The following is a 21,901-nucleotide window of genomic DNA, read 5'->3' on the forward strand; positions in this document are numbered from 1 at the left end:
TCTCAGCCGCCTGAATGCGGGTCGATGCTGTAGGGATGGACCGGATAGCCAGGGCCGATGGCGTCGCGCACGCGGCCGATCCACGCCATGATCGCCGGGTAGTCCGCCAGCGAGAAACCACAATCCCCGGCGCGGTGGCTGTAGGCATAGATGGCGATGTCGGCGATCGTCAGGTCGTTTCCGGCGAGGAATGGCGTCTCGCCAAGGCTGCGGTCCAGGGCGGCCAGCGTGCGGGCTCCGGCCTCGCGCTTGCCGGCAACCATGGCCTGGTTGCGCTCGAGCCGTCCGGTCAGGGTCCAGAAGCGCAGCGATCCGATGACGGGCTCGACATTGTACTGTTCGAAGAACAGCCACTGCATCACCTTGGCGCGCCGGTAGCGGTCCGCCGGCAGCAGGGGCGTGCCTTCCGCGAGATAGGCGAGGATCGCATTGGACTCGGCAATGCCGCTGCCATTTTCGAGCTGCAGCACGGGAACCGCGCCGGCCGGGTTGAGGGCAACGAAGGCTTCGGCGTGGCTCTCGCCCTCGAAAATCGAGACGAGGCGGGTCTCGTAAGAAATCTTCAGCAGGCCGAGCAGGACCCGGACTTTCCAGCCATTTTGCGATGGCAGATAATCGTGAAGCGTGAGCATGGCAGGTCCCCGTGACGGGTGGACAGTGGCATGACGAGATGCCCTGGCGACACCCGATTCCTGATCGATCAATTCATGCACTTGGTCGCACAATGATTGCGATCTCCGCCGTCTAATAAATCAATTCGGCCCGTGCCATCTTCCCCGAGACGACAGACAGAGGCATCCGACATGATCACACATCCCAACAAAGTAGCCCTCATCACCGGCGCCAATCGCGGCATCGGGCTGGAGACCGGCCGGCAGCTGGCGAAACTCGGCTTCACCGTGCTGCTCGGCGTGCGCGATCTGGCCAAGGGCGAGGCGGCCGCGAAAGGGCTCGACGGCCATGTCGAGGCCATCGCGCTCGATGTCGCGGCACCCGACGCGGCTGCAAGGGCAGCCGATGAGGTCGAGCGCCGGTTCGGCCGGCTCGACGTGCTGATCAACAATGCCGCCATCCACTACGACACCGGCTCGCGCGCCTTGCGGCCCGACTGGACTGTCATCCGCGAGGCGTTCGAGACCAATGTCTTCGGCGCCTGGCGGGTGGCGGCCGCCTTCGCGCCGCTGCTCAAGGCCGGCGGCCACGGAAGGCTGGTCAATGTGTCGTCCGAAGGCGGTTCGCTGGCCTCGATGGGGGCGGGCGCGCCGGCCTATTCGACATCGAAGGCGACGCTCAATGCGCTGACCTGCGTGCTCGCGGCGGAACTGCGCGGCTCCGGCGTGCTGGTCAACGCTATCTGCCCCGGCTGGGTCGCCACCGACATGGGCGGGCCGGGCGGACGCCCGGTGGCGCAAGGGGCGGCCAGCATCGTCTGGGCCGCGACCTTGCCGGACGACGGCTCGACCGGCGGCTTCTTTCGCGACGGCAAAAGGCTGCCGTGGTGAACGAACAGGAGGCAAAGATGAGAATTGGAATCCTGGGCGCCGGCATGATCGGCGGTACGGTCGGACGGCTGTGGGCTGAGGCCGGACATGAGGTGAGTTTCGGTGTGCGGCATCCCGAGCGACTGCACTCCATGCTTTCCGGCCTCGGCGGCAAGGCCACGGCCGGTTCGGCGCTCGATGCCGTTGCCGGCGCGGATGTCGTGCTGGCCGCCATCCCGTTCCGGGCCTGGCCCGGTGTGGCGGCCGAGATCGCGGCAGCGCTCGGCGACAAGGTGCTGTTCGATGCCACGGTGCCCGATCCGCCACGCGACGGCGCCTTCGGCGACGCCGCGCTTGCCCGCGAGGACGGCGTGGCTTTCGCGGTGGCGCCGCTGCTGCCGCGCGCGAAGCTGGTTCGCGCCTTCAGCACGGTCATGTGGACGACGCTGCAGTCGCAGGCGCATCGCGCCGGCGACTGGGTCGGCATCCCGCTCGCCGGCGATGACGAAAAAGCCGTTGCCCTGGCGGCGCGGCTGGTGAGCGACGCCGGCTTCGACCCGGTCGTGGTCGGACCGCTGTCGCAAGCCAGGCGCTTCGATCCTGGCACCGCCGTTTTCGACAGTGGTATGAGCGGACCACAGGTTCGGGCGGCGCTTGGCCTTATGTGAAGCGGTTCACGATCTGAATCGTGGAATTGCTGTAAGCGCCTGTTTTGGCGAACTTTCAGCGTGCCTGGCTTGCCTTGTCGCGCACAAGAAAAAGCCGCCCTCGCTTTTAGCGAGTGGCGGCCTTTTCCCGGGAGGAAGTCAGAAAGAAGAGTTGGCGATCAAGCCGCCTTGGCGTGCTTGTGGCCGTGCTTCTTGTGGGTGCGCTTGTGGGTGTGCTTCTTGGCGACGTGCCGGTGGCCGTGCTTGCGCACATGCCTGTGGTGCTTCTTGTGGTGCTTGTGCGCGGCCGCCTTGACCGGCGTCTTCGCCGCGTCCGCGGCAGCGGGAGCCGCCGGAGCGGTCGCGGGGGCGGCCGTCGTCGCCGGAGCGGTCGTCGTCGTGGTTGTGCTCGTGGACGCCGCATTGGCGGTGCCGACTACCGGCATTGCCAGACCGAGCGCGATGGCGAGACCGAGTGCGGAGAGGAGGGGCTTGTTCATGATAGGCTTTCCTTCGGGTTGATGGTTGCTGTCACTGGTCGAGGTCGACCGGTGTCACTCCAAGAAGTTTCAAGGCGTTGGCGTAGGTCCGGATGCCTTGCGCCTCCTTGCGCTCGGCACAAAACCGGTTGGCCTTGTCCTGGAGTGCCTCTGCCGTGGCGATCTGGCTGGCGCTGGCACCGGGTTCGGCTTTGGTCCGGATGGCTACGTCGAGTTGAGAACCGAGCCGGCTGCAATATTCGCTCCGGGTAACCGCCGCCTGTGCACCCGATTGCGCGACCGCAAGCATGGCGAGCGAAATGCCCGCGAGGGCACCCATCCATCCGGTCGAACGTCGTTGCATTGTCGGGACCATCCCTTTGCGTTGTGTGGCGGCCGCTGTCCGGCCGCTACGGGGATGGTTATCGCAGACGATCTTTTCGCCAGTTTTTCCCGCATGTTGAATCTTGTTTCTGAAGTGTGTCTGGCGCTTCTTCCTTCTCCTCTTGTGGGAGAAGGTGGCCGAGCGAAGCTCGGTCGGATGAGGGGTGTTCCAGGGAACGCCAACGTCTCACTTCGCTGGAACACCCCTCAACCGTCTCGGCGCTGCGCGCCGATCCACCTTCTCCCGCAAGAGGAGAAGGAAGAAGCGCCGGCGCTATCCTGCGGCGCTTGTGCCTCTTCCTTTGCCGCCATCCTTCGCGTAAGGCGCCGGGCAAATCCTTTCAGCGCAGGCATAGTCCGGAACCCGCATGATCAGACTTGAAAGCATCAGCAAGCAGAACGGGCGTCAGCTTGTCTTCATCGAGGCGTCGGCCTCCTTGCAGAAGGGCGAGAAGGTCGGCCTTGTCGGACCGAACGGCGCCGGCAAGACGACCTTGTTCCGCATGATCACCGGCCAGGAGCAGCCCGACGAGGGCCAGGTGCAGGTCGATCGCGGCGTCACCATCGGCTATTTCAGCCAGGATGTCGGCGACATGGCGGGCCACAGCGCCGTCGCCGAAGTGATGAACGGCGCCGGACCGGTGAGCGACGTGGCGGCCGAGATGGCGGAACTGGAAGCGGCGATGGCCGACCCGGACCAGGCCGACCGCATGGACGAGATCATCGAGAAATATGGCGAGGCGCAGCATCGCTTCGAGGAGCTCGACGGATACGCGCTGGACGGGCGCGCCCGCGAGGTGCTGGATGGCCTCGGCTTCAGCCAGGAGATGATGGACGGCGATGTCGGAAAACTCTCCGGCGGCTGGAAGATGCGCGTGGCGCTGGCACGCATCCTTCTGATGCGGCCCGACGTCATGCTGCTCGACGAACCGTCCAACCATCTGGACTTGGAAAGCCTGATCTGGCTGGAGCAGTTCCTGAAAGGCTATGACGGCGCGCTGCTGATGACCTCGCACGACCGCGAGTTCATGAACCGCATCGTCAACAAGATCGTCGAGATCGATGCCGGCTCGCTCACCGCCTACTCCGGCAATTACGAGTTCTACCAGCAGCAGCGGGCGATCGCCGACAAGCAGCAGCAGGCGCAGTTCGAGCGCCAGCAGGCGATGCTGGCCAAGGAGATCGCCTTCATCGAGCGTTTCAAGGCGCGCGCTTCGCACGCGGCCCAGGTGCAGAGCCGGGTGAAGAAGCTCGACAAGATCGACCGCGTCGAGCCGCCCAAGCGCCGCCAGATCGTCAATTTCGAGTTCCAGCCGGCGCCGCGCTGCGGCGAGGACGTCGTCACCTTGAAGAACGTGCACAAGGCTTATGGCAGCCGCACCATCTATGAGGGGCTCGACTTCCAGGTCCGCCGCCGCGAGCGCTGGTGCATCATGGGCGTCAACGGCGCCGGCAAGTCGACGCTTCTGAAGCTGGTGGCCGGCGCTTCCGCCCCCGACACCGGCACGGTGGCGCGCGGGCCGAGCGTGAAAATGGGCTACTTCGCCCAGCACGCCATGGAACTGCTCGAAGGCGAGCGCACGGTGTTTCAGACGCTGGAAGACAATTTCCCGCAGGCCGGCCAGGCGCCGCTTCGGGCGCTTGCCGGCTGCTTCGGCTTTTCCGGCGACGAGATCGAGAAGAAATGCCGCGTGCTGTCGGGCGGCGAGAAGGCGCGGCTGGTGATGGCGCTGATGCTGTTCGATCCGCCCAACCTGCTGGTGCTGGACGAGCCGACCAACCACCTCGACATCGCCACCAAGCAGATGCTGATCGAGGCGCTGTCGCAATATGAGGGCACCATGCTGTTCGTCTCGCACGACCGGCATTTCCTGGCAGCTCTTTCGAACCGCGTGCTGGAGCTGACGCCCGAAGGCATCCACACCTATGGCGGCGGCTATACCGAATATGTCGAGCGCACGGGCCAGGAAGCACCGGGGTTGCGGAGCTAGGCCGCTACGGACCGTGTGGGACGCCCGCTGATTGGCCGCCCTTCATCCTGTTGTCGTATTGCGCTCAGCCGAGTTCCTGGGCGAGGCCGATGAGAAGCCCTCCGGGTCCGCGAATGTAGCAGAGCCGATACACGTCCTTGTACTGGACGACCTCGCCTGCGAGCCGCGCGCCACGCTTGCGGAGCCTTTCAAGCGTGTCGTCGATGTCGTCCACGGTGAACATGACGCGCAGGTAGCCCAGGGCGTTGACCGGGGCATTGCGGTGATCCGCGACGACAGGCGGCGCGAGGAAGCGGGATAGTTCGAGCCGGCTGTGACCGTCCGGCGTGCGCATCATGGCGATCTCGACCTGCTGATCGCCCAGGCCCGTGACACGTCCGGCCCATTCTCCTTCGATCGTGGCCCGCCCTTCGAGCTCGAGGCCGAGCTCGCGAAAGAAATCGATCGTCTCTTCGAGGTCATCGACGACGATTCCGACGTTGTCCATCCGTTTGAGCGCCATGGCCCCAACCTCGTGCCTGGATGAAAGGCTTTTTTGCCTGGGAAAAAGGCGGCTGTCGAGCCGACGCCGCCTTCTGGATTTTCGGTCCGACCTCTTGCCGTCGAAGGAATGGGTCCCTTACCTCAGCGAGATGGCCATGCCGCTGAGATCGGCGTTGACCTGCAGACCAACCTGCTTGCCGGTGAGCTCGAGCTGGGCACCCCTGTCATTGGTCATGACGATCACCTGGGCGCCTTTGCCGAGCGTGCCGCCGCCGCCCGCCGCACCGTAGACCCCCGTCACATCGCGGGCGCGCCTGATGTGGCGCACGGTGCCGTGGAAATAGGTCTTGGAAACGCCGAAGGCGAGGCCGCCCGAGACGCCGCCGATCGAGATGGGATAGGTTTTGCCGTGGAACGTGAACGTGCCTTCGCCGCCGGAGCCGCCGACGAAGAAGGCTGCCTTGTAGACGGCAAAGCGGATCGTACCGCTGTCGGCATGCGCGGCGCTGGCAAAGCCGATGCCCGCGGTGGCGATGGCGGCAACCGCGATTCTACGAAATCCGGACGAAATGTTCATGATGGGAACTCCTCAAGGTCGCCGCTTTGCCGGCTGGAATGTCAGCGTCGTGTCAAAGTTCCAATTGAACAGTCTGGCCCGTCATTTGGTTCCCGACACGCGGCCCGAATCTGGCCGCGGGAAGATCGACACGAGGCAAGGCCTATGGCAAGTGCAAGGGCGGGACATCGCGTATACGTGATTGGCCGGCGGGTTCCGCCGGATACAGTGCGCATGCGCGCGGAATTCAAGATGATGCAATTCACGGGAAAGGGCGTCGGGATGAGAATTGCGATGGGAATTGCAATGTCCGCATTGGCCGCGACTGTGGCAGGATGCGCGACCTCTCCCGTCGATTATGGTGCGTCGCTTTCGCCGCAAGATCCCAAATGGGCGTCGCCGCAATGCCAGCAGGCGCGTGCGGCGGCTGCGGCCTACGCAGCGCGCGAAAAACAGCACCCGGGTTGGGAATTCGCGGCCCTTGGCCCGTACGGGCTAGGCATCATCGCGGCCACCAAGGAGGCCGAGCAGAAGCAGCGAAAGCTTTACGCACGCGACGTGCACCTGCAATGCTCGAGCCTGCCTTTGCCGAAGGAATTGCAGGGCGATTTGAGCCCGGCGGGCGCCAAGGCGAAATATCCGTAACCGTCTCGCCTGGGCAAGCGGTCAAGCCGATGCGGCGTTGACCGCAAATTGCGCGGCGAAAGCCCTGGCATAGGCGGGGCGAGCTTCGCCGCGCGCAACGTAGGCAGCCAGGTTTTGATACTCGTCCAGAATGCCCGACATGCGCAGTCGCAGCAGCACCGATACCATCAGCAGGTCGCCGGCGCTGAACGCGCCATCGAGCCAGTCGGCGGCGCCGAGGTGGACCGAGAGCTGGTCCAGCCGTGCGCGAACACGGTCCTTGACCAATGGCAGGCGCTCCTCGCTCCAGGGCCTGTCGGCTTCGAATATCCTTGCCGTCATCAATTCGAGGATCGGCGGCTCGACAGTGTTGAGGGCGGCAAACATCCAGGTGATGGCACGCGCGCGGGCATCGCGATCCCTGGACAGCAGGCCCGCATGCCGTTCGGCAAGATGAAAGACGATCGAGCCGGTCTCGAACAGGCACAGAGAACCTTCCTCATAGGTGGGGATCTGGCCGAAGGGATGGATGGCCAGATGGCCGGGCGCCTTCATCCCCGCGAAGGAAACGAGACGAACCTCATAAGGCTGCCCCACTTCCTCGAGCGCCCAGCGAACACGCGTATCGCGCGCCAGTCCCTTGCCGCCATCGGGCGAGCGTTCAAAGGCGGTGATGGTGGGGATCATTGGCAGGCTCCGGGTGGTTCTGGTTGCACCCCAAGGACGAACGGCCGAGGTACTTCCCGACACCCTACCTTGTTTTTCAGCCAAGGGAGGTAGGGCGGCGCCGAAGCTGCTGATCTCCCGCCTCGCAGTGGTGAGGAGTGGCCCGCGAGGGGGGAAAGCCAATTGCTAGGCTTTCCGAACGATGAACGTCCGGCAGGGCTATTCCCCGTCGATCGTGGGAGAGGTGTCGAGCGAAGCTCGACGGAGTGGGGGGTCGATCTGGCTCGGCCGTTGCTACTTCAAGCCGCGGCGATGCCTCGGGTGGTTGGGACGGTCAGGTCAGCACGTCATTGAGAAACCTGGCCGCCTCGGCGAGGCCGGTGTTCGAAACCTGGTGGCCCAGACCGGGTACAATCGAGGTCGTTACCCGGACACCGGCCGCCGACAGCAGCTCTGCCGCTCGCACACTCTCGCTTGATGGCATGACCGGATCGGCGCCGCCGTGAATCAGGAGCAATGGGGTGCCAGTTGCAGGAGCAAGAGGCGCTGGGGATGCCAGTCGTCCCGAGAAAGCGACCACCGCCCCTAAAGGCCAGCGCCCGCTGGCGAGCGCGTCGAGCGCCATGATGGAGCCTTGGGAAAACCCGAGCAGCACAACGCGGTCAACGGCATTCGCAAATCCGTGTTGGTCGATCAGTTTGGCGATGACCCCGTCAAAGCCGGGTCGCGCCGCAACGACGCGTTGCTGGCGGTTGGCCTCGGTGACGCCGACGACGCTGAACCACTCGCGGTGCGGGCCGCTGCCGCCTGGCGCATCCGGGCTCTCGAAGACGACGCCGGGCAGTGCGGGCGCGAGCGCCCGCCCGAGTGCTGCCATATTGGCGCCGTTGCTGCCGACACCGTGCAAGAGAATGACCAGGCCACGATCCATCAGAGCTGTCCTGTCACGGAGACGGGTGCGAGGCCCGGCAGGTCGGGCCCTTTCGGCACGATGCCGTTGGGGTTGAGCGTCTTGATCGAATAGTAGCCGGCCTTGATGTGCTCGATGCTGACGGTTTCAGCGACGCCCGGCACGGCCAGCATCGCGTCCAGATAGCCGGTCAGCGCCGGATAGTCGACGAGCCGCCGCAGGTTGCATTTGAATAGGCCGTGATAGGCCGCGTCAAACCGCACCAGCGTGACGAACAGCCTGATGTCGGCCTCGGTCAGGGCATTGCCCAGGAGGAAGGGGCCGCCTTTGCCGAGCCGGGCCTCGAGGATCTCCAGCATCGAGAACACGTCGTCGAAGGCTTCTTCGTAGGCGATCTGCGTGGTGGCGAAGCCGGCGCGATAGACGCCGTTGTTGAGCCGCGGATAGATATCGGCGTTGAGGGCGTCGATCTCGGCCCGCAAGGCTGCAGGATAGAGATCCGGCCCGCTCGCGAGGTCACCGAAGCCTGAGTTGAGCATGCGCACGATATCGGCGCTCTCGTTGTTGACGATGGTGCCAAGCTGCTTGTCCCAAAGCACCGGCACGGTGGCACGACCCGTATAGAGCGGGTCGGCCCTGGTGTATATTTCGTGCAGATGGCGGGCTCCGTTTATCCCGTCCGGGTTGGTGCCGGGATAGCCGCCGAACACCCAGCCTTCCTCATCCAGGCGGGGGTTCACGATGCTGACCGAAATGGCGTCCTCCAGCCGCTTGAGCTTGCGCGCGATCAGCGTGCGGGATGCCCAGGGGCAGATTAGCGCGACATAGAGATGATAGCGGCCCGCTTCGGCGGCGAAGCCCGCGTCACCCGTCGGCCCGGCGCTGCCGTCGGGCGTCACCCAGTTGCGAAAGCCGGAAATCTGCCTGACGAAGCCGCCTTTGGCATCGGTTGCCTGCACCGGCTGCCAATTGGCCGTCCATTTTCCTTCAATGAGCATTGCTTCGTCCTTCACCGCAAATCGCCGGGGGATTGTCCACGGGGCACCGGCGCGCCACTTGACCGATATCAAGTGGCGCGTCGCGGCTTGCTATTTGTTCCTTGATGTCGCCTTCCGCCCATGAGGCCGGATTGCGATGAATTCCCGGGTTTAGACACCGACCCAGGTCGGAGCGATATTGGTGCCTTTGCCCTGGCCATAGCCGAGCCCGATATTGAGGGCGGCGACGGCCTCGATATTGCGCGACGCGGCGAGAGGGCCGGCGACGATGGCCTTGAGGCCGGCTGAATTCACCAGCGCCCCAACCTCGGCTACAGCGTCGGCGTCGTCGCCGGCGAGCAGCACCGTTGCCGGGGTACCGGCAACCTCGCCGCCATTCTGCAGCACTGACGCAAACAGCGTGTTGAAGCCTTTCACCACCTTGGCCCGCGGGGCGAGCCTGGCGATTTCTTCAGCCGCACTGGTCGAAAAGCCGATGGCGAGCCCGGAAAAATCGGCCTTCATGGGATTGGTCAGGTCGACCACGATCTTGCCCGCCAGGCTTCCGGCTGCCTTCACCACAGCGGCTACGGCATCATAAGGCACGGCGAGGAAGACGATGTCGGCCTTGGCGACAGCGTCCGGGATCGAGGCGGCAGAAACGGTGTCGCCGAAGCCGCCGGCGACCGAAGCGGCCTCCGAGGGGTCGCGCGAACCGAAGACGACGGCGTTGCCGGCGCGTGAGAAGATCGTGGCCAGGCCCTTGGCCATATTGCCGGTTCCGATGATTGCGAGTGTCATGTTCTTGCTCCTGTCAGCGTTTGCCCTGCGGCGATGACGGGAATATGCGATTTTTCTGGATCGATTATTATCCGGCAAAATTGCAGAAGATTTCTTCCGAATTGGAAAGTCTACCAACCCTGATCCCAAGGCGGGCTGTCCTGGAAATGCGAGACCAGGAAATCCACCATCACCCGCACCTTGGCCGCCAGGTGCCGGCCGGTGGTGTAGATGGCCCAGAGAGCCATCGGGTCGGCCTCGTGGTCGGCGAGCACCGGAATGAGCTGGCCGGCGCGAATGCGCTCGCCGGCGACGAAGCTTGGACCCTGCACCAGACCCAGACCGATCGCGGCCGCGGCCGCGCAGGCCTCGGCGTTGGAAAAGCGCAACCGGCCACGGATCGGCACCGACAGGCCGCGGGCAAAACGCCAGCTGGCCCCGTCGGCGAAGTTGGTGTCGAGGATGCAGGCATGTCCGGTCACGTCCTCGGGACGCTCCGGCGCACCGAATGCCGCGAGGTAGGATGGCGCTGCCGTCGTCACCAGCCGGATCGGGCAGAGCTTTCTTGCAATGAGGCTGCTGTCGCGCAAACTGCCGATGCGCAGCGCAAGGTCGAAACCTTCCTCCACGAGATTGACCACGCGATCGGAGAACGACACGTCGAGTTCGATCAGCGGATGCGCCCGCGCGAATTCGGCCAAAAGCGGCGCAAGAACCTGGGTGCCGAAGGTCATCGGCACGGATATGGTCAGCCGCCCCCGTGGATCCCCGGAAGCGCTGCGAATGGTGGAATCGAGCTCGTCCATTTCCTCGAGCAAGCTTTTGATCCGCTCGAAATAGGCGCGGCCGGCTTCCGTGGGCGATACCGAGCGGGTCGTGCGGTGGAGCAACTGCACGCCCAGTTCTCCCTCGAGCCGGGAAATCAGCTTGGAGGCCTGGCCCGAACTCACGCCGAGCTTCTGCGCGGCGCCGGACAGGCTGCCGCGCTCGATGACCGCGACGAACATCCGGTCGCATGCCAGTCTGTCCATGCCGGGGAACCTCGAGGGCGGCGACTCTTTGAGCGCCCACCATAATCGCAAATGCGCGAAGGGATTTATGAAATACGGTCGAGGCTTTGACGAATTTCGCGATGGCGGGCGGCGCGAAGCGGACAATCTAGCCCGCGGCCAGCCATTTGCGCGACTGGGCGAAGGCCTTGAAGACCCTGGCCTCCATCGGGCGGCCAAAAAGGTAGCCCTGCAGGATGTCGCAGCCAAGTTCCTTGAGGATGCGCGCATGCTCCATCGTCTCGACGCCCTCGGCGACCACTTCGATGCCGAGCGATTTGCCGATCTCTATGATCGACGCCACCAGATGCCGTTGCGCCACTGAGCCGGTGATGGGTGTGATCAGTTGGCGGTCGATCTTGAGGCGGCGCGGACGCAATTTGAGCAGCGAGACGATCGAGGCGTGGCCGGTGCCGAAATCGTCGATCTCGATGTCTATGCCGAGCTCCTTGATGTGGTCGATATTCCACGTGACCAGGTCGTCGTTTTCATCGAGGAAAATGGACTCCACCAGTTCGAACGACACCGTTCCCGCTTTGATGGCGAGCTTGCGCAGACCCTCGATAAGGTCCCTGTCCTCCAGCCGCCTGGCCGAGACGTTGACCGACACGCGCGGGATGTTGAGATGGCTGCGCGACCAACGCTCGAAATTCTCCAGCGCGTGTTTGAGGACGATTCGATCGATCAGCGCCACGACATTGAGTTCTTCGGCCACCTTGAGATAGGCGTCGGGGGCCAGGATGCCGCGTCGCGGATGCTTCCATCGCGACAACGCCTCGACGCCGACGATCTCGAGCGTGCTGGCGTCGAACTGCGGCTGATAGTAGGCGACGAATTCGTTCCGCTCCAACCCGCCCAGGATCTCGTCGGCGATCTGCTTGGTCCGCACGATCTCGCTCTGCAGCTCCTCGTTGAAGAACTCGTAACGGTTGCGGCCCCGGCTTTTGGCCCGATAGAGCGCGAGATCGGCGTTGACCAGCAACTGTTTCACGTCGACGCCGTTGTTGGCGGCAATGCCGATGCTGACCCCGAAACGGCACGGATGACCGCGATAATCGACAGGCTGGCGCATGTCCTCGATGACGCGGTGGGCAAGTGCCGACAGTCCGTCGTCGTCAAGCCCATGGCTCACCACGACGAACTCGTCGCCGCCGATGCGCGCAACGAAATCGTCACGGCCCGCATTGGCCTGGATAACCTTGGAGGCATGCACCAGCATGGCATCGCCCGCTGCGTGGCCGAGCGTGTCGTTGATCTGCTTGAAGCGGTCGAGGTCCAGGTGCAGCAGTGCCGTGCGCCGGTCCGGTTCGCCGTTTTCGGCCAGAAGTTCATCGAGATAGCGGCGGTTGGGCAGGCCGGTCAGCGAATCGTGCAGCGCCGCATATTCTATATGTGCCTTGGCGAGATTGAGCTCGGCGTTCTTCGATTCCGTCAACTGACGTTCGCGAATGAGGTTTTCGTTGAGCAGCACGTCGCTGGTCACGTCCCATTCGGCCCCGATCAGCTTGGGCGTTCCGCCGATGTCCTGGAAGTAGGTCGCGCGCGTGCGCACATGGCGGACGGTGCCGTCGGGGCGCAGCAGCCGGTATTGTGAGGAATAGGGGCCTTGTTTGGCCGCGGCGAGATCGAAGTCCTGTCTCGCCCGCGCGAGATCTTCAGGATGGATCGCCTGCGCCCAGTCATCATAGCCGCGCGGCTTGCCGTCGGCTGACTTGCCGTAGATTTCGTTGACGCGGTCATCCCACACCATTTCGTTGGTGGTGAGATCGTGTTCCCAAACGCCGATACCAGAGGCTTCCAGCGCCAGTTCCAGGCGCCCGGACAGGCGCCTCAGCTCGGCGTAGTTTTTCTGCCTTTCGCCGAACAGCCGACCGGCCACCATGATCGGCAGCACCACCAGCGCTCCGGCGAGCAACATCAGCGACCGCAAGGTCCACTCGTTCTTCGGGGCCGTCGGCCAGCCGGCCTTGGGTATGGCGGAAATCTGCCAGGAACCCGATGGTAGCTGCACGTCGGCCGAAACAGGATTTCCGGCTATGACATTGGCGCCGCCGAAGAAGCGTTCGCCGCCGCCGCCCAGCGCATCCTTGCCAGTGAGCGCGACATCGATGTCGAGATCAGGGTCGGTCAGCCCGCTCGCCGCGTAGAGCCGGTCGACATCGACCACCGCGGAGACGATGCCCCAGAAGCGGTCGCCGCCGCCCGCCGTCGGCACGAACACCGGAATGCGGCCGATGAAGCCGCGCCCGCCTTGGGCAAGGTCGACCGGGCCTGCAAACACCAGTACCCGCTGGTCGCGCGCCCGCAGCGCCGCCGTCCGCTGCGCCTCGTTCTTGCGGTAATCGAGCCCAATGGCCTTCTCGTTGCCTTCCATCGGGTACATCAGCGAGATGACCAGGTCGGGCGCGCCGGCAATGTTGCGCAATTGCGATTTCTGCTGGAACAGATTTCCGGCAAGCGAGGCAAATCGCTGCTGGCCCATATAAGGTTCGGTATTGATGGCCGAGACCAACCCCTGAACAAGCTGAAGATTGCCGTTAATGTTGCCTTCGAGCTTGGCGCGGATGATGTTGACCTTAGCCAGCACATCGGCACGCGCCAGTTGGTCGGAGACCCTCCTGTTCTGCTGGTCGGCAACGATGGAGCAGACAAGAAGGACGACAAAAGCTATCGCCGCCGGCAAGTTGGCGGAAGAAAAGACGGCCCGTCTCACGCGGCCGAGGCTGAATCCAGTGATGGTCAATTCGACCCGGATACCTTTCCTGAACTGTAGCTCATCGAACGACTGTAGTAGAAAACGCTTAAATTTGCCCTTCCAGGCTGGTGGTAAGTTGCGGCATCGGCTAAGGCGGGCGAACGAGTTGCGGAAGTATAATGGCCAGACGGTTTGCGTTTCTCCTGGTGCGCGACTTCACGCTGTCGCCGCTGTCGCTGTTCATCGACACGCTGCGGCTGGCGGGCGATGAGGGCGACCGCAGCCGCAGGATCGAGTTCGATTGGGAGATCGTAGGCGAACGCGGCCTGCCGATCCGGGCGAGCTGCGGCGTCGAATTGCTGCCGACGAAGGGGATCGGCAATCCGGAGGATTTCGACAATATCGTGGTGGTCGGCGGCCTGCTCGACACCAACCGCAGCCTGAGTTCCGACAAGGAGGCGTTCCTGTTGCGGGCCGCCGAGAAGGGGGTGCCGCTGACGGCGCTGTGCACCGGAAGCTTCGTGCTGGCGCGTTACGGGCTGCTCGACGGCTACGCCGCCGCCGTCAGCTGGTTTCACATCAAGGATTTCCGCAACCAGTTCCCTGATGTCAACGCGCATGCCGACAGCCTGTTTTCCGTCGACCGGGGGCGCTCGACTTGCGCCGGCGGCACGGGTGCGGCCGACCTTGCCGGCTATTTCGTGTCCCAGTTCATCGGCCAGAAGGCGGCGGAAAAGGCCGCCAAGATCCTGGTGCTCGATCGCATCAGGAGCAGCCGGGACGTGCAGCCCGTCGGCGACCTGTTTCCGGCGGCATCGAGCCGCGCGGTCAAGCGCGCTTTGCTGTTGATGGAGAGCAACCTGCAGGAGACGCTCTCGGTCGCCGAGATCGCAACCCGGCTGAATTGCTCACGGCGTCAGCTCGAGCGGCTTTTCGGCACCGAACTCGGCATCGGCCCGATGGCGGCTTACCTGGCGCTGAGGGTCCATCATGCGAAGTCGCTGCTGGAAGGCAGCGACCTGCAGATCGGCGACATCGCCTACCGTTGCGGCTTCACCAATGCCGGTCATTTCAGCCGGGTGTTCCGCCAGCAGACAGGCATCACGCCGACCCATCTCAGGCACCCCAACCGTATGACGAGCGTCGCGGGGCAATGAAGCCGGCCGCGTAGCGCCACCTCAGCTGCGCCTGAACCACTCTCGCTCTCGCGCAAAGGCGAGCGCGGGCGTACCAAGGCAAAGGCGAGGCCGTCGAGACCGAGAGGACTTGGCTTGCCAAGCCTAGTCTGCCTTTTGTGACGAGGGAATATAAGGTTATGAGGGATTGCTCCGAAACAGGATAAAATCCAATGGTTTTCTGGACGGCAAGCGTGGCTGGATTGGCGATCGCTTATCTCCTCGGTTCGACGCCTACGGGCTATCTGGTGGGGAAACTGCTCGGGGGCATCGATATCCGGCAGCATGGCTCCCGATCCACGGGCGCGACCAACGCGTTACGTACGCTTGGAAAATGGCCCGCCTTTGTGGTGCTGCTGATCGATGTGCTGAAAGGCGCGGCGGCAATCGTATTTGCAAAGTGGTTTTACGCCTGGCTTCTTACATCGCTCGCGCCACCGACCGCGCTTGACCCGCAAACCTTTCTGCCCTGGGCCATCTGCCCGGCCGGACTTGCCGTTTTGCTGGGGCATGGCCGTTCGATCTGGTTGAATTTCACCGGCGGCAAATCCGCGGCGACGGGGCTGGGCGTACTGTTGGCGCTTTCCTGGCCGATCGGCTTGGGTGCCGCGGCGACCTTCTGCGTCGTGCTGGCAATTTCCAGAATTGTATCCCTGAGTTCGATGATGGCCGCGTTAACAGCGACCACTCTCGTCTGTATCCTGGAGCAGCCGTTGCCCTACCGGCTGCTGGTGATTGCAGGCGGCCTCTACGTGATCGCGCGCCATCGCGCCAACATCCAGCGGCTGGTCGCCGGGACGGAGCCGCGCCTAGGGCAAGCTAGCCCGCGTCACGAAATCCGCTGACCGTCCTCGTCGAGCAGAACGCAGCCCTCGGGGTCGAAGCCGACGTCGATCGTCTCGCCTTCGCGAAGGACGCGGCCGGTGATCGGTGCGTTGGCGCGGATGCTGGTCTTGCCGCCGATGTCGATCTCGTAGATGGCGCTGCCGCCCAGATACGAGGCCGAGACGACACGGCCGGACAGCCTGTTGGCGCTCGCCGCCGCGCCGACCGACAGTTTCTGCGGCCGCAGCACGACGGTGACCTTGCTGCCCTGCGCGAGCGGCCTTGGACAGGCCACCTCGACCGTCTGGCCGGTGGCAAGCACCACCGCCATTGCCTGGCCGGACCGGCTCACGGTCCCGGCCAGCATGTTGGCCTTGCCGAGGAAGTCGGCGACGAAGGCCGTGGCGGGCGTCTCATAGACCTCCTGCGGGGTTCCGATCTGTTCCACCGCGCCGGCGTTCATCACCACGATGCGATCCGACATGGAGAGCGCTTCCTCCTGGTCGTGGGTGACGAAGATCGCGGTGATGCCGGTTTCCTTCTGGATCTTCTTGATCTCGACGCGCATCTCCTCGCGCATGTTGGCGTCCAGCGCCGACAGCGGCTCGTCGAGCAGCAGCACCTGCGGCTCGAAGACGATGGCGCGGGCGAGGGCGATGCGCTGCTGCTGGCCGCCCGACAGCTGCGAGGGCAGCTTCTTCTCGCTGCCCGGCAGCCGCACCATTTCGAGCGCCTGGCCGACCTTGCGCACGATCTCGGGCTTCGGCACGTTGCGGTACTTCAGGCCGAAGGCGACATTGTCGAAGACGTTCTTGTGCGGGAACAGCGCATAGCTCTGGAAGACCAGCCCGATATTGCGCTTGTAGATCGGCACGTCGTCGACCCGGCGCCCGTCGATCATGATCTGGCCGCCCGAAATGTCGACCAGGCCGGCGATGGAGCGCAGGATCGTCGTCTTACCGCAGCCCGAAGGCCCGAGCAGCGTGACGAAGCTGCCCTTGGCGATCGAGAGCGAGAAATCGCGCACGGCGACGAACTTGCCATAGGCGATGTCGATGTCGCGGAACTCGACCGCCGGCTGGCCGGCCCCGATGCCGCCGGACGGAGCGGGTGCGCCCGCGCCGGGCCTTGCCACCCCGGCCGCTACCGGCCGGGGCACTTCCGAAAGGTCGTTTCTGTCAGGCACCTTTCGAGATCCTGTTCCACTGCTTGGTCCAGGCATCCTCGTTGGTCGCCCAGTAGACCGGGTCGGCGAAGGTCAGCGACTTCATCGTGCCGGTCTTGTCGAAGGCCGGCAGCTTCTCGATCTTCTCGGTGAGCTTGACCTTTGTCGGATCGAGCGACGGCGGATAGCTCTGGCCCTCGGCCACCGCGATGGAGGTCGCCGGGTCGAGCATGAAGTTGATCAACTCCTCGCACTCGGCCATGGGCGAGCCTTTCAGGATCAGCATGTCCTCCATCCAGGCATAGGAGCCGGCCGGGTCGAGATAGCCGATCGGATGGCCCTGGTCCTGCAAGGCCGCGACGCGGCCGGACCAGGCGTCGGTCACCACGATCTCGCCCTTGGAAAGCAGGTCCATAAGCTCCGCGCCGGAGCTCCAGAATTTCTTGGCGAGGTCGCGCGTCTCGCGGACCTTGGCCCAGATCGCGTCCATGTCCTTGAGGTTGTTAGGGTCCTGTCCGGTGGCGAGCGCGGCATACCAGACGCGCGTGGTCATGTCGGAATAGCCGCCGACCTTGCCGGCGTATTTCTTGTCGAGCAGGAGTGCCGCGCCCTTTTCCTTGGCTTCCTCGGGCGAGATCACCTTGGTGTTGTAGGCGATGCCGGTCGTGCCGTAGTCGTAAGGCACGGCCGAGAGTTTCGGCGTCAGCTTGCGGAACGGATCGATCATCGGCTGCAGCACATTGACCATGTTGGGAATGTTGGCCTCGTTGATCTCCGAGGTCAGGCCGCCGTTCACATATTTGATGTAGTAGTTGACGCCGGAGGAATGGATGACCTGGTAGTCGCCGGGCTTGGCGGTCTTGATCTTGGTGATGATCTCGTCCTCGTCGCCGAACGTGCCCTGGACCACCTTGATCTTGGTCTTGGCCGTGTAGGGCTTGAAGGCATATTTGTCGATTGCGTCCTGCACCGTGCCGCCCCAGCCGTCGAAGCGAACCTCCTCGACCGCGGCGAGCGCCTGGCGCATCCAGGGCATGTCGAGGCCGACCGCGGCCGCGGCGGCGGCCGTCAGCGTCAGGAAAGTGCGGCGGCTGAGATCGCCGTTTTGATACCTATCGTGCAGCCGTTCGAGCCGCTTGCCGTTGGACAGTTTCATCGTGTTTCCTCCTTTGGTTCGTCGCGTCGTTTCAATCTGGTCAGGCTTTGCAGGATCAGGCCGCCGAGCAGCGGGATGCCGACGGTCACCAGGATCATCACGGTGCCGAGCGCGTTGATCTCCGGGCTGATCGAGATCTTGAGCATCGAAAGGATCTGGGTGGGCATGGTCTCGACGCCCGCCGGCCGCCAGAACAGGCTGGCCGAGGTGTTGTCGAACGAGATGGTGAAGGCGAGCAGCGCGCCGCCGACGACGGCAGGGATGAGCAGCGGCAGCGTGATCTCGCGGAAGGATGAGAAGCGCGAGGCGCCGAGCGAGAGCGCCGCCTCCTCATAGACGCGCCGGATGCCGACCATGCGCGCCTGGGTGATGAGCACCACATAGGGCACGGCGAGCAGTATATGGCCGAGCACCAGGAGAAGCATGGTCCGCGGCTGGTCGACCGCCTTGATCAGCACCAGAAGGCCGACGCCGAGGATGGTCTCGGGCACCAGCGCCGGCAGGATCACCAGCGTGCTCAGCGCCTGCTTGCCGCGGAATTCGAAGCGCACAAGCGCAAACGACGTGACGACGCCTATGACCGTTGTGACGCCGGCGGTGACCAGAGCGATCCACAGCGAGGTGCGGAAGGCGGCCAGCACCGGCTCGTTGGCCATCAGCTTGCCGTACCATTGCAGGCTGAAGCCGGTCATCGGGAAGCCGCCGAACATCGAGGCGTTGAACGACAGGATCACCGTCGCCACGATCGGCGCGAACATGAAGATATAGACGCAGACCGTGACGAAGCCGGTCAGCCGCCAGGCCCATCTGCCTTCCTCTTTTCGCCGCGCCTTCATCCGCCCAACCCCTTGACGATCTGCGACATGCCCATGAAGCGCGTGTAGATGGCGGCGAAGAAGCCGAGCACGAGGAACAGCACGATCGACAGCGTGGCGCCCATCGGCCAGTTCAGCTCGCCCATGATGGTGTCGTAGATCAGATTGCCGAACAGCGCGTCGCGGCCGGAGCCGAGCAGCTGCGGCGTCACATAGCTGCCGGCGGCGAGCACGAAGCAGAGCAGCAGGCCCGCCGCCAGGCCGGGCAGCGAAAGCGGAAGCGTGACCTCGCGGAACGCCTGCGCGCTCGTGCAGCCCATCGAGCGCGCGGCGGAGATCAGCGTGCGGTCGATGCCCTCGAGGCTGACATAGACGTTGAGGATCATGTAGGGCAGCAGGAAGTGCAGCATGCCCAGGATGACCGCGCCCTCATTGTAGAGCATCGGCAGCGGCTCGCTGATAATGCCCAGCTTCAGCAGCGCGACATTGATGACGCCCTGTTCGCCCAGGATGTTGATCCAGGAGAAGGTGCGGATGGTGAAGCTGATCCAGAAGGGCACGATCAGCAGGAGAAGCAGCAGCCATTTGTGCTTGAACGTCGTCGCCCAGATGAAATAGGCCGGGAAATAACCCAGCACCCCGCAGAGCAGCGCGGTGATCGCGCCGACCCGCAGCGTTTTCAGCAGGAACCCGGCATAGTAGCTGTCGGTGAGGAATTCGTGCCAGTTCGCCGTCGTCAGCGCGCTGGTTTCCACGCCGGCGGTGACGAAGGTGAAGAAGGTGTAGGCGGCCATCACGGCGATCGGCAACACCAGGAAGAAGATCAGCAGCAGGAGCACCGGCGCGACCAGCAGCCATGCCAGCCGTGGATCATACAATGTCCATCGTCGTCTCATGAGCACCCGGTGCGCTTTCTTTGAAGCGTCTGTTTTGTTCCCGGGGCCAAGATTGGGTGATTGGAGGCCCGATGTCTACACCAGGCGATTGAGCCAGTGGACATCAGGCGCGTCGCCGGCTGCGATGGACGCCGAAACCGTGTCGGCGGACGGCATCGCAGCGGCTCCGGTTCTCGTCGGCGAAGTTCAGCCCTTCGCGATGCCGCGCGCGATCAGCCGCGCCAGGCGCTCCGAGAACGCCCTGGCGTCGGCCGGCTTGTCGCCGTCGAGCACGCGCGCCTCGTCGTAGAGAAGGTGGGCGGCGTCATCCTTGAAGGCCTGCTCTTCGTCGCCCAAGCCGGCGAGCGCCAGCACGCGCTCGTGCCTCGGGTTGATTTCGAGGATGGGCTTGGCCGTCTTGTCGAGGCGGCCGGCGGCGTTCATTAGCCGTTCGAACTGCCGGTCGGGGCCGTGTTCGGGTGCAACCAGGCAGACCGCGCTCTCCGTCAGGCGGTCGGAGGCCTTCACATCCGAGACGGCGTCGCCAAGCGCGGATTTGACGAAGGCCAGGAAGCCGTCAACCTCAGGCGTTGCCGCCGTATCCGGCTTCTTGGCGTCGTCGAGCAGCGGGATATCGGAAAGCTCGGCCACGCCTTGCGTCAAAGATTTGAACGGCTTGCCGTCGAAGTCCGGCGCCATCGTCACCCAGAAACTGTCGACCGGGTCGGTAAGCAGCAACACCTCGATGCCGCGCGCTTTAAAACCTTCGAGCTGCGGCGAGGCTTCGAGCCGGGCGCGGTCGTCGCCGGCCATGAAGAAGATCGCCTTCTGGCCTTCCTTCATCGCCGCGACATAGTCGGCCAGGCCGCGCCAGGCTTCGCCTGATGTGGTCGAGTGGAAGCGGGCGAGCTTCAGCAACTGCTCGCGCCGCTCGTAATCCTCGTAGAGCCCTTCCTTGAGGACGACGCCGAAATTCTCCCAGATCTTGGCGTAGGCCTCGCCCTCGTTTTCCGCCAGCTTGGCGAGGTCGCCGAGCACGCGGTTGGTCAGGCCCTTGCGGATGGAGGCCAGCAGCGGGCTTTCCTGGATCATCTCGCGCGAGACGTTGAGCGGCAGGTCGGCGGAATCGACCAGCCCGCGCACGAAGCGCAGATAGCGCGGCAGAAGGTCGGCATCGTCGGTGATGAAGACACGGCGCACATAGAGCTTCATGCGCCCCTTGCGGTCCTGGTCGAACAGATCGAACGGCCGCGATCCCGGCACGAAGGCGAGCACGGAGTATTCCTGCCGGCCCTCGGCGCGGAAATGGATGGTGGCGGCCGGCTCGTCATACTGGCCGGCGACGCTGCGGTAGAAGTCGGTGTATTCCTCGGGCTTGATCTCGCTCTTCGGCCGCACCCAGAGCGCCGTGCCGTCGGCGATGTCGCGCGCCTCGGCGCCAGGCTTTTCCACGAGCGTGATCGGCACCGGCACATGGCCCGATTGCGACTTGGCCAGCTGTTCTAGCCGATAGGAGCCGGTGTAGGAAACCGCGTCGTCCATCAGATGCAGCACGACGCGGGTGCCGCGCTTGGGCGCGGCTTCGAGCGGGGCCGGCGCGATCTCGTAGGAACCCTTGCCGTCGGACGACCAGCGCCAGGCCTCATCGCTTCCGGCGAGGCGGCTGATCACGTCGACACGGTCGGCCACCATGAAGGCGGAGTAGAAGCCGACGCCGAACTGGCCGATGAGCTGCGTGTCCTCCGTGCCTGTGCCGACACGCTCGATGAAGGCGCGGGTGCCCGAGCGGGCGATCGTGCCCAGGGCCTCGGCCATGTCGTCGCGGCTCATGCCGATGCCGTTGTCCTCGACGGTGATCTGCTTGTTGTCGGCGTCAGCCGAAATCGAGATGCGCGGCTTGGGGTCGTCGCCCAGCAATTCGGGACGGCTGACGGCCTCGAAGCGCAGCTTCTCGCAGGCGTCGGCGGCGTTGGAAATCAGCTCGCGCAGGAAGACGTCCTTGTCGGAATAGACCGAGTGCACCATCATGTGCAGCAGCCGCGAGACATCCGCCTCGAACGCCCTGGTTTCCGTCGCTTTCGTGTCCGTCGTCATTCGATTTTCCCACGCTGTTCATCCGCCCGCCGCGCCATGCACGATCCGGGCCTATCCTTCAACCATTTTCAATT

The 21,901-nt window shown here is 64.3% G+C and carries 23 protein-coding genes; 7 read left to right on the top strand and 16 right to left on the bottom strand.

The window, feature by feature from the left end; translation table 11 throughout:
* Positions 1 to 2: 2 nt before the first annotated feature.
* Complete coding sequence (locus QQK95_RS12790; protein WP_284272812.1) at positions 3 to 632, bottom strand: glutathione S-transferase family protein; 630 nt, start codon at positions 630 to 632, stop codon at positions 3 to 5.
* 171 nt (positions 633 to 803) lie between these two features.
* Between QQK95_RS12790 and QQK95_RS12795 the strand changes: the two genes are divergently transcribed.
* Both QQK95_RS12795 and QQK95_RS12800 read left to right on the top strand, forming a co-directional pair.
* Positions 804 to 1,502, top strand: a complete 699-nt coding sequence (locus QQK95_RS12795; protein WP_284272813.1) for an SDR family NAD(P)-dependent oxidoreductase — start codon at positions 804 to 806, stop codon at positions 1,500 to 1,502.
* Between the two features lie 17 nt (positions 1,503 to 1,519).
* Entirely contained in the window at positions 1,520 to 2,149 is a 630-nt protein-coding gene (locus QQK95_RS12800; RefSeq protein WP_284272815.1) for an NADPH-dependent F420 reductase, read from the top strand.
* Positions 2,150 to 2,307: 158 nt separating this feature from the next.
* Here the strand turns inward: QQK95_RS12800 and QQK95_RS12805 are convergent, their stop codons facing one another.
* On the bottom strand, positions 2,308 to 2,628 hold the full coding sequence (locus tag QQK95_RS12805; protein WP_284272817.1) for a hypothetical protein: 321 nt from the start codon (positions 2,626 to 2,628) through the stop codon (positions 2,308 to 2,310).
* A 31-nt stretch (positions 2,629 to 2,659) separates the two neighbouring features.
* Entirely contained in the window at positions 2,660 to 2,971 is a 312-nt protein-coding gene (locus QQK95_RS12810; protein WP_284272819.1) for a hypothetical protein, read from the bottom strand.
* A 388-nt stretch (positions 2,972 to 3,359) separates the two neighbouring features.
* Between QQK95_RS12810 and QQK95_RS12815 the strand changes: the two genes are divergently transcribed.
* Positions 3,360 to 4,982 (top strand): ABC-F family ATP-binding cassette domain-containing protein, encoded by a 1,623-nt coding sequence (locus tag QQK95_RS12815; protein WP_284272821.1) that lies wholly within the window; start codon positions 3,360 to 3,362, stop codon positions 4,980 to 4,982.
* Between the two features lie 64 nt (positions 4,983 to 5,046).
* Here the strand turns inward: QQK95_RS12815 and QQK95_RS12820 are convergent, their stop codons facing one another.
* Together QQK95_RS12820 and QQK95_RS12825 are read right to left on the bottom strand one after the other, a co-directional pair.
* Complete coding sequence (locus tag QQK95_RS12820) at positions 5,047 to 5,484, bottom strand: VOC family protein (RefSeq protein WP_199649802.1); 438 nt, start codon at positions 5,482 to 5,484, stop codon at positions 5,047 to 5,049.
* Positions 5,485 to 5,601: 117 nt separating this feature from the next.
* Positions 5,602 to 6,042: a lipid-binding SYLF domain-containing protein gene (locus QQK95_RS12825; RefSeq protein WP_284272825.1), complete on the bottom strand. Its 441-nt coding sequence runs from the start codon at positions 6,040 to 6,042 to the stop codon at positions 5,602 to 5,604.
* A 261-nt stretch (positions 6,043 to 6,303) separates the two neighbouring features.
* On the opposite strand from QQK95_RS12825, the gene QQK95_RS12830 reads away from it, so the two are divergent.
* Complete coding sequence (locus QQK95_RS12830; RefSeq protein WP_284273015.1) at positions 6,304 to 6,666, top strand: hypothetical protein; 363 nt, start codon at positions 6,304 to 6,306, stop codon at positions 6,664 to 6,666.
* A 21-nt stretch (positions 6,667 to 6,687) separates the two neighbouring features.
* On the opposite strand, the gene QQK95_RS12835 is transcribed toward QQK95_RS12830, so the two are convergent.
* The 6 genes from QQK95_RS12835 to QQK95_RS12860 form a co-directional block, all read right to left on the bottom strand.
* Positions 6,688 to 7,332, bottom strand: a complete 645-nt coding sequence (locus QQK95_RS12835; RefSeq protein ID WP_284272827.1) for a glutathione S-transferase family protein — start codon at positions 7,330 to 7,332, stop codon at positions 6,688 to 6,690.
* Positions 7,333 to 7,645: 313 nt separating this feature from the next.
* Positions 7,646 to 8,242: an alpha/beta hydrolase gene (locus QQK95_RS12840; RefSeq protein ID WP_284272830.1), complete on the bottom strand. Its 597-nt coding sequence runs from the start codon at positions 8,240 to 8,242 to the stop codon at positions 7,646 to 7,648.
* Positions 8,242 to 9,219, bottom strand: coding sequence for a glutathione S-transferase family protein (locus QQK95_RS12845; RefSeq protein WP_284272832.1), 978 nt, complete (start codon positions 9,217 to 9,219; stop codon positions 8,242 to 8,244). The genes QQK95_RS12840 and QQK95_RS12845 overlap by 1 nt, the downstream gene beginning before the upstream one ends.
* A gap of 150 nt (positions 9,220 to 9,369) precedes the next feature.
* Entirely contained in the window at positions 9,370 to 9,999 is a 630-nt protein-coding gene (locus QQK95_RS12850) for an NADPH-dependent F420 reductase (protein WP_284272834.1), read from the bottom strand.
* 110 nt (positions 10,000 to 10,109) lie between these two features.
* Positions 10,110 to 11,009 (bottom strand): LysR family transcriptional regulator, encoded by a 900-nt coding sequence (locus QQK95_RS12855; RefSeq protein ID WP_284272835.1) that lies wholly within the window; start codon positions 11,007 to 11,009, stop codon positions 10,110 to 10,112.
* A gap of 127 nt (positions 11,010 to 11,136) precedes the next feature.
* Complete coding sequence (locus tag QQK95_RS12860) at positions 11,137 to 13,452, bottom strand: bifunctional diguanylate cyclase/phosphodiesterase (RefSeq protein ID WP_284272836.1); 2,316 nt, start codon at positions 13,450 to 13,452, stop codon at positions 11,137 to 11,139.
* Here QQK95_RS12860 and QQK95_RS12865 point away from each other — a divergent pair, their 5' ends adjacent.
* The 3 genes from QQK95_RS12865 to plsY all read left to right on the top strand — a co-directional run bounded on the left by QQK95_RS12865 (position 13,453) and on the right by plsY (position 15,742).
* Positions 13,453 to 13,800, top strand: coding sequence for a hypothetical protein (locus QQK95_RS12865; protein WP_284272837.1), 348 nt, complete (start codon positions 13,453 to 13,455; stop codon positions 13,798 to 13,800).
* Positions 13,801 to 13,901: 101 nt separating this feature from the next.
* Positions 13,902 to 14,879 carry a GlxA family transcriptional regulator gene (locus QQK95_RS12870; protein WP_284272839.1) on the top strand — a complete coding sequence of 326 codons (978 nt, stop codon included), beginning with the start codon at positions 13,902 to 13,904 and terminating at the stop codon, positions 14,877 to 14,879.
* 191 nt (positions 14,880 to 15,070) lie between these two features.
* The gene (plsY, locus tag QQK95_RS12875; RefSeq protein WP_284272841.1) at positions 15,071 to 15,742 is read left to right on the top strand and encodes a glycerol-3-phosphate 1-O-acyltransferase PlsY; all 672 of its coding nucleotides are present in this window, start codon (positions 15,071 to 15,073) and stop codon (positions 15,740 to 15,742) included.
* Here plsY and QQK95_RS12880 read toward each other — a convergent pair.
* The 5 genes from QQK95_RS12880 to htpG all read right to left on the bottom strand — a co-directional run bounded on the left by QQK95_RS12880 (position 15,727) and on the right by htpG (position 21,827).
* Positions 15,727 to 16,908 carry an ABC transporter ATP-binding protein gene (locus tag QQK95_RS12880; protein WP_284272843.1) on the bottom strand — a complete coding sequence of 394 codons (1,182 nt, stop codon included), beginning with the start codon at positions 16,906 to 16,908 and terminating at the stop codon, positions 15,727 to 15,729. The two genes, plsY and QQK95_RS12880, sit on opposite strands and share 16 nt — an antisense overlap.
* Entirely contained in the window at positions 16,901 to 18,043 is a 1,143-nt protein-coding gene (locus tag QQK95_RS12885; protein WP_284272844.1) for an ABC transporter substrate-binding protein, read from the bottom strand. Before QQK95_RS12885 ends, QQK95_RS12880 begins: the two co-directional genes overlap by 8 nt.
* Positions 18,040 to 18,879, bottom strand: coding sequence for an ABC transporter permease (locus tag QQK95_RS12890; protein ID WP_284272846.1), 840 nt, complete (start codon positions 18,877 to 18,879; stop codon positions 18,040 to 18,042). The genes QQK95_RS12885 and QQK95_RS12890 overlap by 4 nt, the downstream gene beginning before the upstream one ends.
* Entirely contained in the window at positions 18,876 to 19,754 is an 879-nt protein-coding gene (locus tag QQK95_RS12895; protein ID WP_284272848.1) for an ABC transporter permease, read from the bottom strand. Before QQK95_RS12895 ends, QQK95_RS12890 begins: the two co-directional genes overlap by 4 nt.
* A 186-nt stretch (positions 19,755 to 19,940) precedes the next feature.
* Complete coding sequence (htpG, locus tag QQK95_RS12900; RefSeq protein ID WP_284272850.1) at positions 19,941 to 21,827, bottom strand: molecular chaperone HtpG; 1,887 nt, start codon at positions 21,825 to 21,827, stop codon at positions 19,941 to 19,943.
* Between the last annotated feature and the right edge of the window lie 74 nt (positions 21,828 to 21,901).

The organism is Mesorhizobium huakuii (assembly GCF_030160235.1).
GTDB lineage: Bacteria > Pseudomonadota > Alphaproteobacteria > Rhizobiales > Rhizobiaceae > Mesorhizobium > Mesorhizobium huakuii.